The 16,608-nt window shown below is 62.0% G+C and carries 14 protein-coding genes; 7 read left to right on the forward strand and 7 right to left on the reverse strand.

Going from position 1 to position 16,608, the window contains the following annotated elements:
* The first annotated feature begins 26 nt into the window (after positions 1–26).
* Entirely contained in the window at positions 27–854 is an 828-nt protein-coding gene (locus MF606_RS01235) for a sugar phosphate isomerase/epimerase family protein (protein ID WP_240231645.1), read from the forward strand.
* Here the strand turns inward: MF606_RS01235 and MF606_RS01240 are convergent, their stop codons facing one another.
* Positions 855–1,748 carry a sugar phosphate isomerase/epimerase family protein gene (locus tag MF606_RS01240; RefSeq protein ID WP_240231646.1) on the reverse strand — a complete coding sequence of 298 codons (894 nt, stop codon included), beginning with the start codon at positions 1,746–1,748 and terminating at the stop codon, positions 855–857. It abuts the gene before it with no gap.
* 150 nt (positions 1,749–1,898) lie between these two features.
* Between MF606_RS01240 and MF606_RS01245 the strand changes: the two genes are divergently transcribed.
* Both MF606_RS01245 and MF606_RS01250 read left to right on the forward strand, forming a co-directional pair.
* Positions 1,899–3,389 (forward strand): GMC oxidoreductase, encoded by a 1,491-nt coding sequence (locus MF606_RS01245; protein ID WP_240231647.1) that lies wholly within the window; start codon positions 1,899–1,901, stop codon positions 3,387–3,389.
* A gap of 17 nt (positions 3,390–3,406) precedes the next feature.
* Positions 3,407–4,465, forward strand: a complete 1,059-nt coding sequence (locus MF606_RS01250; RefSeq protein ID WP_240231648.1) for a Gfo/Idh/MocA family protein — start codon at positions 3,407–3,409, stop codon at positions 4,463–4,465.
* 35 nt (positions 4,466–4,500) lie between these two features.
* Here the strand turns inward: MF606_RS01250 and MF606_RS01255 are convergent, their stop codons facing one another.
* The 6 genes from MF606_RS01255 to MF606_RS01280 all read right to left on the reverse strand — a co-directional run bounded on the left by MF606_RS01255 (position 4,501) and on the right by MF606_RS01280 (position 9,893).
* Positions 4,501–4,884, reverse strand: a complete 384-nt coding sequence (locus MF606_RS01255; RefSeq protein ID WP_240231649.1) for a c-type cytochrome — start codon at positions 4,882–4,884, stop codon at positions 4,501–4,503.
* Between the two features lie 22 nt (positions 4,885–4,906).
* Positions 4,907–5,392, reverse strand: coding sequence for a RidA family protein (locus MF606_RS01260; protein WP_240231650.1), 486 nt, complete (start codon positions 5,390–5,392; stop codon positions 4,907–4,909).
* Positions 5,393–5,448: 56 nt separating this feature from the next.
* On the reverse strand, positions 5,449–5,844 hold the full coding sequence (locus MF606_RS01265) for a c-type cytochrome (protein WP_240231652.1): 396 nt from the start codon (positions 5,842–5,844) through the stop codon (positions 5,449–5,451).
* A gap of 26 nt (positions 5,845–5,870) precedes the next feature.
* Positions 5,871–7,457, reverse strand: a complete 1,587-nt coding sequence (locus MF606_RS01270; RefSeq protein ID WP_240231654.1) for an NAD(P)/FAD-dependent oxidoreductase — start codon at positions 7,455–7,457, stop codon at positions 5,871–5,873.
* 315 nt (positions 7,458–7,772) lie between these two features.
* Positions 7,773–8,816, reverse strand: coding sequence for a Gfo/Idh/MocA family protein (locus tag MF606_RS01275; RefSeq protein WP_240231656.1), 1,044 nt, complete (start codon positions 8,814–8,816; stop codon positions 7,773–7,775).
* Between the two features lie 24 nt (positions 8,817–8,840).
* The gene (locus MF606_RS01280) at positions 8,841–9,893 is read right to left on the reverse strand and encodes a LacI family transcriptional regulator (protein WP_240231657.1); all 1,053 of its coding nucleotides are present in this window, start codon (positions 9,891–9,893) and stop codon (positions 8,841–8,843) included.
* 285 nt (positions 9,894–10,178) lie between these two features.
* On the opposite strand from MF606_RS01280, the gene MF606_RS01285 reads away from it, so the two are divergent.
* The 4 genes from MF606_RS01285 (at position 10,179) to MF606_RS01300 (ending at position 16,603) form a co-directional block, all read left to right on the forward strand.
* Positions 10,179–11,504: an extracellular solute-binding protein gene (locus MF606_RS01285; protein ID WP_240231658.1), complete on the forward strand. Its 1,326-nt coding sequence runs from the start codon at positions 10,179–10,181 to the stop codon at positions 11,502–11,504.
* A 196-nt stretch (positions 11,505–11,700) separates the two neighbouring features.
* Positions 11,701–12,591, forward strand: coding sequence for a carbohydrate ABC transporter permease (locus MF606_RS01290; RefSeq protein WP_240231659.1), 891 nt, complete (start codon positions 11,701–11,703; stop codon positions 12,589–12,591).
* Positions 12,591–13,406 (forward strand): carbohydrate ABC transporter permease, encoded by an 816-nt coding sequence (locus MF606_RS01295; RefSeq protein WP_240231660.1) that lies wholly within the window; start codon positions 12,591–12,593, stop codon positions 13,404–13,406. Before MF606_RS01290 ends, MF606_RS01295 begins: the two co-directional genes overlap by 1 nt.
* Positions 13,403–16,603, forward strand: coding sequence for an alpha-mannosidase (locus MF606_RS01300; RefSeq protein WP_240231661.1), 3,201 nt, complete (start codon positions 13,403–13,405; stop codon positions 16,601–16,603). Before MF606_RS01295 ends, MF606_RS01300 begins: the two co-directional genes overlap by 4 nt.
* Positions 16,604–16,608: the final 5 nt, after the last annotated feature.

Consider the following 16,608-nt stretch of genomic DNA (forward strand, 5'->3'; position numbering starts at 1 on the left):
AATCGTCTAGCGCCGGGAGCCCATTCATGACAGATCATCAATCGCCGGGCCGCCCGATGGCCAGGCTCAGCCTCAAATGGAGCATGATCGAAGAGCCTCTCGGCATCCTGGAGAAGTTCCAGCTGGTCAAGGATCTCGGCTTTGATGGTGTCGAACTCGACGCGCCCAATGACCTGCCCGTCGCCGAAATCATCGCTGCACGCGACAAGACCGGCCTGGCCATTCCGGGCGTGGTCAATTCCCTGCATTGGAAGTACCCGCTGACCCACCCCGACCCGGCGATCCGCCAGGCCTGCATCGACGCCACCATCACGGCCCTCGAAGACGCCCGGCGCTATGGCGCCGACAGCGTTCTGCTGGTGCCCGGCGTCGTCAACGCCGACACCAGCTACAAGGCCGCCTATGAGCGTGCCGTCGAGGGCATCGGCAAGCTCCTGCCGCACGTAGACGCAACCGGCGTGTCGCTGGCGCTGGAAAACGTCTGGAACGATTTCCTCTTGAGCCCGCTCGAAGCCGCCCGGCTCGTCGATGAATTCGACCACCCCCTGGTCGGCTGGTATTTCGATGTCGGCAATGTGCTGCGCTACGGCCGCCCCGCCCACTGGATCGAGGCGCTGGGATCGCGCATCCGCAAGGTCGACATCAAGGAATTCAGCCTGACGAAGATGAATGTCGAAGGCCCGTGGAAAGGCTTCGAGGTCGAGCTCGGCGAGGGTGATTGCGATTGGCCCGCGGTCAATCGCGCCCTGTCGGCAGCAGGCTATTCGGGCTGGGCTTCGGCCGAAGTCCCCGGCGGCGATCGCCAGCGTCTGGCTGACATCAAGGCGCGCCTGGACCGCGTCGCCGCCGCCTGATCAGGCCGCTTTGATCTCGGCCAGCATCCTGCGGATATTGCCGAGGCTGGTGGCGCAGCCTTGCAGTGTCGGCTCATTGGCCTCGTATTCGAGCGAGACGAAGCCGTCATAGCCCGAGGCAACCACGGCTTCGAGGATCATCTTGGTCTCGAGGTCGCCAAAGCCGAAGACCGAGCCGCGAATGAACTGCCCGCCCAGTGTCTGCAGCCAACCCGGGCCTGGGTTGGTACGCCGGACATAGAAGTCCTTGAGGTGGACGAAGCTGGCGTCGCCAAGGCTGGCGCGGGTGGCGACCACGGCATCCTCGTCGACGCACAGGAAGTTGCCGACATCGACGGTGAACTTGAAATTGGACTTGCCCACGGCATGCAGCAGGCGCTGGATGCGGCCGCTGCCATTCATGAAGAAGCCGTGGTCCTCGACGCTGGTGGTGACGCCGTGGCCCGCGGCAAAGTCCGCAATCTCCCGGCAGGCATCGACGATGGAAGGAAACGCGCCTTCGAACGCCGCCGCATCGGTCAACCGCTGCGACCACAGCACCACGTCATGCCGCAACAGGCCGATGCCCAGCCGATTGCACAGCTCGATATGGCGTTTGACCTGCTCGATCTGGGCCCGCCGCTCGTCCGCATCGACAAAGGCGAATTTCGCGGCCATGCACAGGCCCGAAACCGGAATGCCGGTCCGCGCCGAATTCGCCTTGACGCGCTCCAGCGTGCCCGTGTCCGTCGTCAGGTCGTATGCCGCTTCCTGTCCCGGCGGCGAGAACGAGAATGTCGCGATTTCCAGATGCTCGGCGTCATGGGCCTGCATCCAATCGAACATGCCCTCGATCTGCAGCGAGCCATCGGCAAGCAAGGGGCGGAAACTATAGGACGACATGCCGAGTTTCATGGGCTGGCTCCAAAAAATGCTGCAGGAAAAATTCGATCATGACGTTGCGGCGGAAGAATGCCGTCACGGCATAAAATGTGCTCTTTACGTACCAATAAAGTACCATTAATACCATTTCCATACCAATTTTTGATACTGGCGGGACATTTTATGAAGCGCGTAGAATCCACCGATGTCGTCATTATCGGCAGCGGCCCCACGGGTAGCGCCTATGCACGAATCATCCGTCGCGATTGGCCCGAAGCCCGCATCGTGATGGTGGAAGCCGGCCCGCAAATCCTGCCCAAGACCGGCGCGCACCTCGACAACATCACTGATCTCAGCGAGCGCGCCGCGCTCGAAGTGCTGGCCCAGGGTGGCGATCGCACGCCGCGCCTTTCGGTCAGCAAGGAAGAATGGGAAGCCCGTCGCGCCGGTGGGTTCGATGCTTCGCTGCTGCGCCGTTCCGGCCTTTTCATCACCAACGAGAGCGATCCAGCCGAAAATCTCTTCACCGGCTTTGCCGCTGCCAATGTCGGCGGCATGGGCACCAAGTGGTCCACCGGCACGCCGACCCCGTCGGAAGCCGAGCGCGTGCCCTTCATTCCCGCCGACGAGTTCGACGCGGCCCTGACCATTGCCGAAGGGCTCCTGGGTACCAACAAGAACACGCGGCCAGATGACACCGCTGCCATAGCCATGCGCGATCGGCTGGGTGCTGTCTTCAATCCCGGCCGCAGCCCGGACCGTCTGGTCAAGGCCATGCCGCTGGCGGCGACGTCCGGCCCCGGCAACCTGACCTATCATGGCACCGACGTCGTGCTTGGCCCCCTGGTCGAGGAACCCGCGGAACGGTTCAAAATCCTATCAGAAACCGTCTGCCGTCGCGTGGTGCATGAAGACGGTCGCGCCACCGGCGTCGAGCTGGCACGCGTTGGCGAGGACGAAACCTGGTTCCTGTCTGCCGCCACCGTGGTGGTCGCCTGCGATTCGCTGCACACGCCGCAATTGCTCTTCGCGTCGGGTATCCGCCCCGCTGCCCTTGGCCGCCACATCAACGACCATTTCATCATCTCGCAGATCGCCGAAGCGCCGCTGTCCAATCCACCGATGCGGGCTATGAGCTGGATTCCCGCTACCAATGAATTTCCCTTCTCGGTGACCCTCTATCCGAGCAGCCTCGATTCCATGGAGCGCCCGGCCGAGCTGACCGGGCAGCCGATCGGCATGGGCGTATTCTGCCCCTCCGATGTCGATGCCGAAAACCACCTCGAATTCGACGAGTCCAAGCTCGATTGGCATGGCCTCCCCTCGATCTCGATCAAGTGGAAGCCCTCCGAGGCCGATAAAGCCCGTATCGAGGAGGCCAAGGCCACCGCGCTGCGCGTTGCAGAAGTCATCGGTCGGCCGGCACCCGGCTTTGCCACTTTCGTGCAACCGGTGGGCAGCTCGCTGCACTACCAGGGCACCATTCGCATGGGCGAAAGCGACGACGGTACCAGCGTCTGCGACCGCAACAGCCGCGTCTGGGGTTTTGACAATCTCTATGTCGCCGGCAATGGCGTCATTCCCACCATGACCGCCACCAATCCGACGCTTTATTCGGTTGCCCTCGCCACCTTCGGCGCTCGGCAGATCGCCGCACAGCGCCGCGCTGTTTGATTTCGGAGACCACAGACATGACCGACAAGAAACTGAAAGTCCTGGTCGTTGGCTTGGGCCAGATGGGCCGCAGCCATGCCATGGCCTATCACGATCATCCGGGCTTCGAGATCGTTGGCCTCGTCAATCGCTCCACTCCGAAACTTCCTGATGGACTGGCTGGCTATCCGGTGCGCCACGACTTCGCTGCCGCGCTGGCAGAGTTCAAGCCCGATGTCGTTTCTATCGCCACCCACACCAACACCCATGCCGACTATGCCGTGGCGGCCATGGAGGCGGGGGCGCATGTGTTTGTCGAAAAGCCCCTGGCATCCACCGTCGAGGACGCCCGGCGCGTCGTTGCCGCCGCCGAGAAGCACAAGCGCAAGCTGGTCATCGGCTATATCCTCCGCCACCACCCGTCCTGGACCCGGCTGATCGAGGAAGCACGCAATCTGGGCGGACCTTATGTGTTCCGCATGAATCTCAATCAGCAGTCCAGCGCCGCCGCCTGGGACATTCATCGCTCGATCATGCAGACCACGTCGCCGATCGTCGATTGCGGCGTCCACTATGTCGACGTGATGTGCCAGATCACCGATGCCAAGCCGGTCGAAGTACGCGGCATGGGCCTGGGCATGGCGTCTGGCCTGCCCGCCGGCATGTACAATTACGGCCACTTCCAGGTGCTGTTCGACGATGGCAGCCTGGGCTGGTACGAAGCCGGCTGGGGTCCGATGATGTCGGAGACAGCCTTCTTCGTGAAGGATGTCATCTCGCCCAAGGGCTCGGTCTCGATCGTCATGGATGAAGGTGCGGCGTCCGACGACATCAACGCCCACACCCAGACCTCACGCCTGCTCGTGCACCACGCCGAACTCGGCGGCGATGGCAAGTTCACCCGCAAGGATGATTGGCTGGACATGCACGATGAGCCCAATCACGACGCGCTCTGCTATCGCGAGCAGGATTTCGTCTATCGCGCCGTGAGCGAAGATATCGACCTGACGCGCCATATGAACGACGCCGTGACCTCGCTCAATATCTGCCTGGCGGCCGACGAAAGCGTCCGCACGGGGCTCGCCGTGCGGCTCTAGCTTTTGGTGGTGGGCGGCAAGCGCCCACCAATCATTTATTCCGTGAAGGTCGCGAGATACGCGATCACGTCCTCGATGTCCTGCGTTTCCTTGAGGCCGGCAAAGCTCATCTTGGTGCCGGGCACCATGGCCTTGGGAGCGGCAAGGTATTCGGCCAGCTTGTCCTCGGTCCAGGCCAGCCCGCCAGCGCCGGCTTCGACCATGGCGTTCGAATACTTGTAGTCGCCGCCCGTGCCGGCCGTACGGCCGACAATGCCGTTGAGCACGGGCCCGACCTTGTTCCTGGCGCCATCGCCCACCGCGTGGCAGGCCATGCACTTCTTGAACACCGTCTCGCCGCGAACGGCGTCGCCCGCGGCGGCAGCAGGCACGATCGATGCGCCTACGATGGCCAGGGCCAGTAGCAGTTTCGCTTTCATGATTGTCCTACCTTCCTGCTTGTCAGGGCCGCACGGCCGTGACTTCGATTTCGACAAGCCAGCCCGGATTGACCAGGCCGGCCACCGTCACCACCGAGCGCGATGGCAGATTGGGCTGCGCTTCGGTGCCGAAAAACTGGGTATAGCCGGCCATGAACCCTTCAAAGTCCAGCGCCCCCTCGGGCGCCACGAGAAAGGCCTGCATCTTGATCACGTCGCCCATGGTCAGATCGAGATCAGCCAGCGACTTTTCGATCGAGGTCAGCACGCTGACGGTCTGGGCCTGCATGTCGCCATAGGCGGCCGGGGTCGAGCGATCGGCGGATTCGTCAGTCACCGAGGGCACGGCGCCGCTCAGGTAGACGACGGTCTTGCCGGCGGGCACTTCAACGGCACGGGCAATGGGAAAATTGGAGCCGGGATTGGTGTGGCGCACCACATCCTGGGCAAAGCCCGAGCCGGCGAGCGCCAGGGCCAGGCCCGTGGCGAGAGAAAGCGTCTTCAACATAACTTATGCTCCTGCGGGATAAGGGCAGCGGGCCCGGAGGTCCGCCGCCGGTAATGTCAGCGGGAGTCAGTGACTTCCTGCACGGTCACTTCTTCGGCGTAGCTGTTGCCGAAATTGGTGCGGATATAGCTGACCACCGCTGCGATCTGGGCGTCGTCCAGCACGCCGCCAAGCGCCGGCATGCCTTTCTGACCATGAATGATCAGGTAGATGGGGTAGCCGGCCGATTCCAGGTTCTCGTTATTGGCGAGCGCCGGATACATGCCGGCGCCGACGGCGCCTTGCCCTTCGGGCATATGGCAGCCGGCGCAGATATTATTGTAGATGTCCTTGCCGTCGGTTTGGGTCAGCTTGCTCGGGTTGGCGAACAGCATCGACGCATCCGATTGGGCGAGTGCGGGTGAAGCCAGCAAGGCGAGCGCCGCCGCTACGGCAATTTTGAGCGAATTCATGTCAAAAGTCCTTTCTGTAGCGGCGATCAGGCGCCAACAACGTGCTTGTGCAAGCGCGAGATGGCGTCGAGGGCGGAGAGGATGGCGCCTTCCTGCCAGGCCGGCAGGTAGGAGATGTGCTCACCGGCCATGAGCGTCCGGCCGTCCATGGCCGCAGCCGTGGCATATTGAGCTTCCTTGTCGGCCCAGATGCCGTAGCAGCCGAGCACCCATGGCACGCGATGCCAGCTCACCGACACACCGTTGGAGAACTCCTCGGTATATTGCGGATGGATCTGCGCACCGTATTCCACGGCCTTGGCCACTCGGTCTTCAGGAGCCATGGCGTTGAACTGGTAGGCCGTCGCGCCCCAGCTATAGCCACCCAGCAGCACGCCCGGACCATCGCTGAAATAGTCGGTCGAGGGATACGAAATCTGCGAGATCGGCAGGTTCGTATAGGTGATGCCGCCATAGATGCGCTCATCCTGTTCCCAGAACCGGCGCTTGAACTCGAGGCCGAACTTCACCGAGCCGGCATAGGACATCGAGTCGATGACCGCCGTCATCTCGCCGGAGAAGTTGTGCTCGATCTGGCCGAGAATGGAGAAGGGGATGGTGCAGATGCAATAGTCGGCACTAGCCGTCATCTCGCCTTCGGCACCATTGCTATCGACATAGGTGACCGTGACCCCGGTTTCGCTCTGGTCGATCTTGGTGACCTTGGCGTTATAGGTGATCAAGTCGCCCACGACCTTCTCGAAGCCCTGCGCGATCATGTCCATGCCGCCGACCGGCTGGAAGATCGTGCCCTGGTGGTCGATCGAGTCGCCCGTGATCAGGTTGGACCACAGCTTGGACTGCAGGATATCGCTGAGCGCGATCGGCTCGGATGGAATCGGTTTGCCATCGACACCGCCGCCGGGCTCTTTTTCCCAACCACGGAATTCCGAAGAATCGTCGCCCTTCACATAGGCATAGTTCTCGTCGAGCATGCCGTAGGTCTTGAGGGAATCCAGCAGCAGCTTGGCGTCTTCGGCCGTGACCGTTTCGTCGAGACCGTCCTGGTTGACCACCTTGGCCAGCAATTCGGAGACGTGGCCGCGATAGTCGGTCGCGATTTCGCGGAAACGCTGCGGCTTGCCGTCGAAGGCATCGGTGCGGTGCAGGTAGGCGTTGTGATTGACCTGCATGAAGGGCTCGAGCTTGACGCCCAGCCGCTTGCAGTAGTCGAGCACGCCATAATGGTGGTGCGGAATGCGCCACGGGCCCGGGTTGATGTAATTGCCCTCGGCGAACTTGACGTCCTGCTCGAAGCCACCCAGTTCCACATACTTGTCGCCGCTGCGCAGGGTCCAGCAGCGACCGCCGGCCTTTTCGCGATATTCGAGAACCTGCACCGTGTAGCCTGCATCGCGCAGTTCCAGTGCTGCCGTCATCCCCGCCAGACCGGCGCCAAGGATGAGCACCGAAGCCCCCTTTGGATCGCCTTCCAGCTTGATCGGACCGCTATAGGTGGACTCCTGGGCAAACCCCAGGCTTGTCATCGCGTTATACATCGCGACGCTGCCCGCCGCAGTGCCGATCATGGCCAGCAATTGCCGCCGGCTCATCTCTGTTTGAAAACCAGACATATACCCCTCCTCAACAGGGAAAATCAGGCGCCCGCGACAGCGGCGCAGGCACCTCATCCAACCTAGTGGGGGAAACTCATGCTGGCAACTCCTCTATTTGCTGTCTCGGTGGAGGCAAATCGGAGGGGGTTTGAGTATGAGTGTCCAAATATCTGGCAATTGAAGAAAAATTCTCCCGATGCCTAATTCTTGTGCAGATGCAAATTTCGTCGTCCGGCAAGCCGCCTCTCGGCAGTGTCGGTCAATGGAAATCACCACCCGGAATCCGTTCCGAGCTTCAGTCAACACAATGCGCGAAGCATGCGAAAGTTACACTCAGATCGCCTCGTCGCGCTTGCTGGTATTGGACGCCATGGCAGCATCGAGCACCTTCTGAATATTGGCGGCGCGCCGGAACGATGGTTCCAGCGTCTTGCCCGCCCGCACCGCCGCCACGAAACGCTGGTAATTGGTCTCGACCGGCTCGAACGCCACGTCGCGCCAGGTGGCCGTGTGCACATCCTCGCCCAGGCACGCCCGCAGCGTCGACGCGCCGGTATCGTAGATAATCTCCACCGATCCGGTCTCGCCGTAGATGCGCAACCGCAGCTGGTCCATCTGCCCGGCCGCCGTGCGGGTGGCCTGGATGGTGCCGATAGCGCCGCTGGTGAAGTCGACATTCATGGTGAAGCTGTCATTGGCGTCCAGCGTATATTCGCCGATGGCACCGCCTGGCGCCTTGTCGAAGGTCTTGAGCCGGCCAAACACATGCGCCACGTCGAGCCCTGAGCCATAGGAGGCGAAATCGACGATGTGGATGCCGATATCGCTCAGCGCGCCGTTCGAGCCGTGCCTTGTGCTCAGCCGCCATAGGAACTTGGTCTCGGTATGCCAGTCGCCCCAGTGATTGCCCACCAGCCAGCTCTGCAGATGCGATGCCTCCACATGCCGCACCGCGCCGATCGCGCCCGATAGCACCAGCTCGCGCCCCTTCTGCACCGCCGGCGAATTGCGGTAGGTGAAGTTGACCATGCCCACCTTGCCCGAGCGCTCCATCGCCTCGGCCATTTCCATGGCCTTGCCGGCATCGGTCGCCAGCGGCTTCTCGCAGAACACATGCTTGCCGGCCGCGATGGCCGCCATGGTGGTGGGGTAGTGCACACTGTCGGGCGTCACATTGGCCACGGCGTCGAATGCGCCCCAGGCCAGTGCGTCCTCGATCGAACCGAATTGCCGCTCGATACCGTGCTGGGCGCAGAACGTTGCGAGCCTGCCAGCATCGACGTCGACGCCGCCGACCAGCGTTACGCCATCGATGGCGCCAAAATTGCTGGCGTGGCTATTGGCCATCCCGCCGGTTCCCAGGATCAACAGGCGCATGAAATCCTCCTTGGTGCCTTGCGCCTAGCTTCTCCAGCTCGCGATCGGTTCGGCAAGTGTCTGTAATTGTTGGGCCGGCTCACCCTCTATCCGCTTGAGCAACAGTCGCGTCAGCTCCACGCCCGCCGCGAAGACGTCCTCGCGGATACTGTCCAGAGTGGGAAACAGCGTCGGCACGATGTCGGAGGTCTGCTTGTAGATCATATGGACATCGCGCCCCAGCATCAGCCCGCCCTCCTGCAATCCGCTGAGCAGGGCTATGCTGTACATTTCGCTGTCGCAGATGATGCCGTCGGGGTGATCTGCCAGCTTGGCCAGCTCAAGCCCAAGGGTTCGCATTTCGGCATGGGTGCGGAAGCGCAGGCCGTCGAGTCTGGTATCGAGGATCTGGGCGTTGATCCCGGCCTTGGCCGCGGCGCGGTGATACGCGGTGACGATATTGTGGTGATTGGTCGTGCTGTCGTCGCCCACTGCCAGCAGCACGTTGCGGGCGCCCTTGGCGGCGAGCCGGTCAACGGCCATCGTCGCGAACACCTCGGCATGAAAGTCGTGATAGGCGTGGGGCGTATAGAACTCGGTACGCCCATGGCTGACGAAGGGGAAATCCGCGTCGATCATCAGCTGCACCCGCTTATCCCGCGGCGTAGTATGCGTGATGATCACTCCGTCGGCGGTGCGATTGTCCAGGATGTAACGGATATTGTCGGGGGACTGATGCCGGTCGAATTCCGGCGTAACCGTCATATGATACCGCGTCCCCTGGATCGACTGGCCGATGCCTTGGATCATCTTGCGTGCGAAGTCGATCGAGTCACCCGATCCATCGAGCACTAGGGCGATGACATTGGTCTTGCCGGTCCGCAACCTGACTCCGGCGCGATCGGGCACATAGCCCAGTGCGGCGGCGGCCTCCGCGACCTTGTCCCGCGTTTCCTGCTTGAGCGTCGTTCCGCCACGCAATGACAGCGACACGGTGGAGAGGCTGAGACCCGTTACATCCGCGATGGTGCGCAAGGTCACGCGCTGGTTCGCCGTGGTGGCCCGCCCCTTGCTGCTGATCGTGGTTTTCTGGTTCATCTCTGCCGCGTTCCCCAGCCTCGTTTCTACACTGGGATACCGGCAAACCAAACCCAGAAATTTTGCAACGATGCACAGGCGTCAAGCCGGACATCGAAAACGATTTCGAGAACCTATATAACTGAAATTACTGCACAATATTCTCAATATGTCATTGATCCTGTCCAAATGCGATTCTGAATTGCAACGTTGCATAAGATGTGTTTACTTTCTCGGCGCGTCCGGATGAGGGTTCTGGCGCAGGCTGCCCCGGTGAGAGGTGGCGCGAGCAACAGAGGAGGAGATATGATGCTCAAGAGGAGTTTGCTGACCACCGCAGCGGTGCTGTCGATGGTCGCCGCCGCCGCGATCCCCGCAAGGGCCGAAGTTTCGATCATGTATGCCGAATGGCTGGCATCGCTGGTCGAGCCGGGTATCGAGGCGTTCGAAGCCGAGACCGGTGAAACCGTCAACGCCATCAAGCTGCCCGGCCAGGGTTACGACCAGCGCATCGCACTCGACCTCAGTGCCGGAACGGCCGCCGATGTCGTGCAGATGGATAGCTTCATGGTCTCCGAGCTGGCTTCGGCCGGCTACCTGCACCCGCTCAACGAACAGGGCGCCGGCTGGGACCAGTATCAGTACTACCAGCCCGGCCTGCTTGAGGTTGCCTCCTACGAGGGCAATGTCTACGGGCTGCCCACCGACACCGACGTGCGCATGCTGTGGTACGACAAGTCCAATTTCGAAAAGGCCGGCATCACTGTACCGTGGGAGCCCAAGAGCTGGGCCGACATTCTTGACGCCGCCCAGAAGCTCAAGGATGCGGGCGTCCAATATGCGTTCATTCTGCCCGCCGGTACCAAGCAGGCCGAAGCGGCCACCATGCAGGGCTTCTACATGGCTTTGCTCGGCGCCGACGTGCCCGAAGGCGACCGCAACCGTCTGCTCAATCGCGAAACCGGCCAGTGGATCGGTGACAGCCCGGCCATCCGCCGCACGCTCGAGCTCTACCACCAGGTCTATGTCGAAAACGAACTGACCCCGGCCGACATCAACTACGCGACCGACGTCGGCGCCGCCGTGCGCCAGGCGCTGGCCGACGACAAGGTTGGCATCATCGCCAGCGGTTCGTGGGAAGACGCGTGCCTGTGGGATTGCAACGGCGTCAACCTGCCAAGCCGCGAAGAGCGCGACGCTCAGGTCGGCTGGACTCCATGGCCTGGCTCGGGTGAGCCCGGCACCAAGGCAACGACCAATATCTCGGGTGGCTGGACCATCGGCGTCAATGCCAAGGCTGCCGATCCCGATCTGGCCTTCAAGCTGGTGACCACTATCTTCGACGTCGACAACTTCAAAGCCTGGACCCTTGCCAACCACCGCATGGCCGTCCGCACCGACATTTCGGAATCCCCGGAATATATGGAAGACGCCTACCTCGCCAAGGCAACGGCGCTGGCAGCCGACACCACCGGTCGCGACACCATCCCGGGCTACCAGACCGTCTCGGCCCTGGTGCAACAGGCAACCGCCGACATTCTTGACGGCGCCGATGTCGAAACCGTGGTCCAGGAATACCACGATGCCCTCGTCGACGAGTTCGGCGAAGAAAAGGTCATGACCTACGAATAAGCCACACCTCCCGACGCGGCGGTGCCCAATTGTCCTCTGGGTGCCGCCGTGACGGGTGTCTGATCACTCTCCGTGCTCCCGATGTCACCCGGCGCAGACCGGGGGCCATCCTGAGATCGACGAGCCGGCAACATCTCAGGATGGCTTCCGGCCTTCGCCGGAATGACGCCGAGCAAATTCATAGGCCCGTGTGACCATGAAAAATCAGGCCAACCCCTGGCTGACCAACAATCTTTTCGTCCTCGGCTTGGGCATGCTGCCGGCGCTGCTGCTGATCTGCGTGCTGCTCTATTTCACCGCCTGGGCCTTCGCTTTCAGCTTTACCGATCTGGCCCTGGTGGGTCGCAAGGCGGTGGAGTGGAGCTGGGTTGGGCTCGACAATTTCGAGCGCCTGTTCACCCGTCGCGGCTTTCTCGAAGCCCTCTGGACCACTGTCATTTTCGTCTTCTTTTCGGCCATTGTCGGCCAGTCGGTGCTCGGTTTTCTCCTGGCGGCTTTGCTGCGCGGCAGCAATTCCTCGATCAAGACCGTGGTCGAGGTCTGCATCATGCTGGGCTGGCTGCTGCCCGACATCGTCGCGGCCTTCCTGTGGTCGGCCACGACAAGCCAGACCGGGCTGATCAATTCCCTTATTATCGTGCCGCTCGGCTTCCAGCCGGTCAATTTCATCAACGACTACGCGCTGCCCGTCGTCATCGTCGCAAATATCTGGAAGGGCACAGCCTGGTCCTACCTGCTGTTCTCGGCGGCGCTGGATTCGGTGTCGCGTGAAGTGGTCGAAGCGGCAAAGGTCGATGGCGCCACCCCGTTCCAGCGCATCTGGCTGGTGCAATTGCCGATCATCCGGCCGCATATCGCCACCAATATGCTGTTCATCACCATCTGGACCTTCACCTACTTCCCGCTGATCTTCGCGATGACCGGCGGCGGACCAGGCACCCAGTCCACGACGCTGGCGGTGTTCCTCTATAATCAGAGCTTTGCGCGCGGCAATCTCGGCTTCGGCAGCGCCATTTCGGTCGCCATGCTGCTCATCGTCGGCGTGCTGTCACTCTTCTATCTGCGCCTGTTGCGGGAGCCCAAGTAATGGAAACCAATCCCGCTCATTCGCGCCTGACCGCCATCGCGCTGGCCTTCATGGCCGTTATCTGGGTCAGCCCGTTCTCCTGGCTGTTCCTCAACGCCTTTGACACCGCTTCCGTCGGCCGCCTGGCGATTCCGCAATCGGTGGGCCTCGACAATTTCGCCATGGCCATGAGCGGCAATGCCGGTCGGCAATTCCTCAATTCCATGCTGATCGCCGCCGGCACCGCTACGCTGAGCGTCGTCGTCGGCATTGCTGCCGCCTATCCGCTGTCGCGCCTGCGCATTCCGGGCCGCAATGCTTTCCTCTGGACGTTGGTGCTGCTGCGCATGCTGCCTTCGGCCGGCGTTCTGGTGCCGCTCTACTTCGCGGCGCAGCGCGGTGGCCTGCTCAACCAGCTCGGCGTCATCATCGCGCTGACCATTCTGAACCTGCCGTTCACGCTGCTGCTGCTCAAGAACTTCTTCGACACCGTGCCGATCGAGCTGGAAGAGGCCGCCTATGTCGAGGGTGCTTCCCTGTTCCAGATCGTCACCCGCATCGTGCTCCCCATGTCGCGGGCGGGCCTGGCGGTGGTCTGGTTCTTCAGCTTCACCGGCGCCTGGAACGAGTTTCTCTTGCCGCTGATTTTCTCGCGCGTGCAGGATGGTTTCCCGATGTCGGTCGGGCTCTACGCGGCTTTCGGCCAGCAGGGCGCCATCAATTACGGGTTCCTCGCGGCCTATTCGATTATCTACGCAGCGCCGGCGGTCGGCGTCTATTTCTTGTTGCGGCGAAACATGAACACAGGGTTCGCCGGTGTCGGAGTTAAAGGATGACGTATTCCAACCCCCTTTCGTCCAAGCTTGCTCTGGTGGACGATGATCTCAAGATGGAAGGAAAGCTCCTCCGGCTCTGCAAGGATCTGGGCGACAAGATTCTGACTCCCATCGCCGATGCCCCGTTCCAGTGGCATGTGCAACGCAAGGACGTGACGACCGAGCAGGCTCTCGCCGACCAGTGGCAGGCTTGGGAAAAATTCGGCCCGCATTCGGTCTGGGCCAAAAAGCAGGGCCACACCTGGTTCGCCGCCGAAGTCGAAGTGCCCGAGGCCGCGCGCGGCCAGACCCTGGTGCTCAAATTCACCAGCCAGTGGCAGGACCGCCCCGGCTCCACCGATCCGCAGTGCCTCGCCTATCTCGACGGCAAGATCGCCCAGGCACTCGACGGCAACCACACCGAGCTGGTGATCGAGCGCAAGGCCAAGCCCGGCAGCAAGCACACCCTGCTGGTCAATGCCTTCACCTTCTTCGATCGCCCGCTGGTCGGCTTCACGGTGGAATTCTTCGTGCGCAATGAGCGCGCTGAAAAGCTCTACTACGACCTGCAGACCCCGCTCGAAGTCGCCATTCGCCTGCAGCAGCAGGATCCGCGCCGACACGCCATCCTCGCCATCGTCGAACGCGCCCTGCGCGCCCTCGATCGCCGCGACGGCCACACCGAAGCTTTCGTCGCCTCGCTCGCCGCTGCCGAAAAGATCGCTGCCGAAGTCTATGCGCTGGTCGATACAGAAGTGCAGCCGCAGATCACGGCGGTCGGCTCGACCCACCTCGACGTCGGCTGGCTCTGGCGCGTCATGCATACCCGCGACAAGACCGGGCGCAGCTTCGCTACCGTGCTCAACCTCATGGAAGAGTACCCGGAATTCGTCTTCATGTATAACCAGTCGGTCCTCTTCGACTTCCTCAAGAAGGACTATCCCGAGCTTTGGGACCGGCTGAAGGGCCGTGTCAAATCCGGCCAGTTCGAGATCGAAGGCGCCATGTGGGTGGAGCCTGATGTCAACATCACGTCCGGCGAGTCCCTGGTGCGCCAGATCATGCGTGGCCGCCGCTTCCACATCGAGGAATTCGGCGTCGACCCCAAGACCATCTGGCTGCCCGACACCTTCGGCTATTCGGCCAACCTGCCTCAGATCATGGAAAAGTCGGGCCTCAAGTATTTCGTCACCAGCAAACTGAGCTGGAACGATACGGATCGCCACCCCTATGACACCTTCTTCTGGCGCGGCATCGACGGTACCGTCACCAAGGCCCAGCTCATCACCGCTCAACGCTATGAGAGCGAGGAGATTTTCACCACCTATAATGGCGATCTCTCGGTCAGCGAAACCATGGGCGCCTGGAAGCGCTACGAGCCCAAGGCGGCCAACAACGAAGTCGTCATGTCCTATGGCTATGGCGACGGCGGTGGCGGCCCGACCCGCGGCATGATCGAGCGCGGCATCCGCATGGAGCGCGGCATTCCCGGCGCACCCAAGGTCAAGCTCGAAGGCATCGTTCCCTTCCTCGATCGCCTGGGCAAGCGCATGGACGCCAACTCAGGCAAGTTCCCGACCTGGAATGGCGAGCTCTATCTCCAGTACCACCGCGGCACCCTGACCTCGGTCGCCAAGAACAAGGCCAATAACCGCCGGGCCGAACGCATGCTGCGCGAGCTCGAATTCCTCGGCGCCATGGCCCTGACCCAGGCCGGCGCCGCCTATCCAACCGATACGCTCGCCGAGTTTTGGGAACTGGTCCTCATCAACCAGTTCCACGACATCCTGCCCGGCACCTCCATTCCCGAGGTCTATGTCGACAGCGACAACGAGTACGGCCAGATCTTCTCGACCCTGGGATCGCAGAACGGTCCGTGGCACGCTGCCGCCCAGGCCTTCGCCAAGCCGGGTGCCAATCAGTTGCGCCTTTTCAACTTCACCGGCCAGACCCGGTCGGGCTTCGTCGAGCTCGGCAGCGAAACTGCACTGGAAGGCCATTCGCTCGCCACGCCCGCTGGCGTCCACCCCATCCAGAAAACTGTCAGTGCCGACGGCTCGACCGCCTTCGGCACCAGCGTATCGGACCTCTCGCCCCTCGGCTGGACCGGCGGGCAGATCGTCCCCGGCGGCGCCGCCAATACCAGCTCACCCCTCTCCGTGTCTGAAAAACACCTTGAAAACGAACTGCTCAAGGTCAGCTTCGACACATCGGGCGAGATCACCTCGGTCTTCGACAAGACCCGCAACCGCGAGACCCTCGCCAAGGGCGAAAAGGCCAACCGCCTCATCGCCTATGAAGACAAGTCCATGGAATGGGACGCCTGGGATATCGATCGCTATTTCGAGGAACAGTTCTGGCCCCTCGCCGATTCCAAGGCGAAAATCTCGGTCGTGGAAACCGGTCCCTATCGCGCCGCCATCCGCATCGAGCGCGACTATCAGGCCTCCAAGGTCGTGCAGGTCATCTCATTGGCCGCGGGCGCGCGGCAGGTCGAGTTCGATACCTTCATCGACTGGAAGGAGCGCCACACGGTGCTCAAGGCTCTCTTCCCCTTCGATCTCAACACCTCGGAAATCCGCTCGGAAATCCAGTTCGGCCACGTCAAGCGCCCAACCCATCGCAACACCTCCTGGGACAAGGCCCGCTTCGAAGCATCGATGCATCGCTGGGTCGATCTCAGCGAAAGCGATTTCGGCGTCGCCCTGCTCAACGACAGCAAGTACGCCTATGACTGTTTCGAGCAATCTGTCCGCCTGACCCTGGTCCGCGGCTCGACCTTCCCCGACCCGAATGCCGACGTTGGCGAACATCGTCTCCGCTATGCCATGTTCGTCCATGACGGCGTCGCCGACCTGGCCGACGTGCATCGCGCTGCCGAACGCTTCAACAATCCGGTGGCGGTGATCGGGTCGCTCAAGCAAACCGGCAGCATGCTGGAAGAATATGCTAGCTTCAGTTTCGCCAGCGTCGACCAGTCCAATGTCACGTTGGAAACGGTCAAAAAGGCTGAAAAATCAGACGCTTTGGTGCTGCGCGTCTTCGAGCACGCCAATATCCGCGCCGAGGCCACTATCAGCTTCGGCATCCCGGTCAAGTCCGTCCGCCTGGTCAATCTCATGGAGGAAGGCGACAGCAAGCCATTGAAACTCAAAGACAATGGCGTGACGCTGTCGCTGCGACCCTTCGAGATCGCGACGCTGCTGATCGAAACCTGAGGAGA

Origin of the sequence: Devosia lacusdianchii (assembly GCF_022429625.1) — a bacterium.
Classification (GTDB): Bacteria; Pseudomonadota; Alphaproteobacteria; order Rhizobiales; family Devosiaceae; genus Devosia; species Devosia lacusdianchii.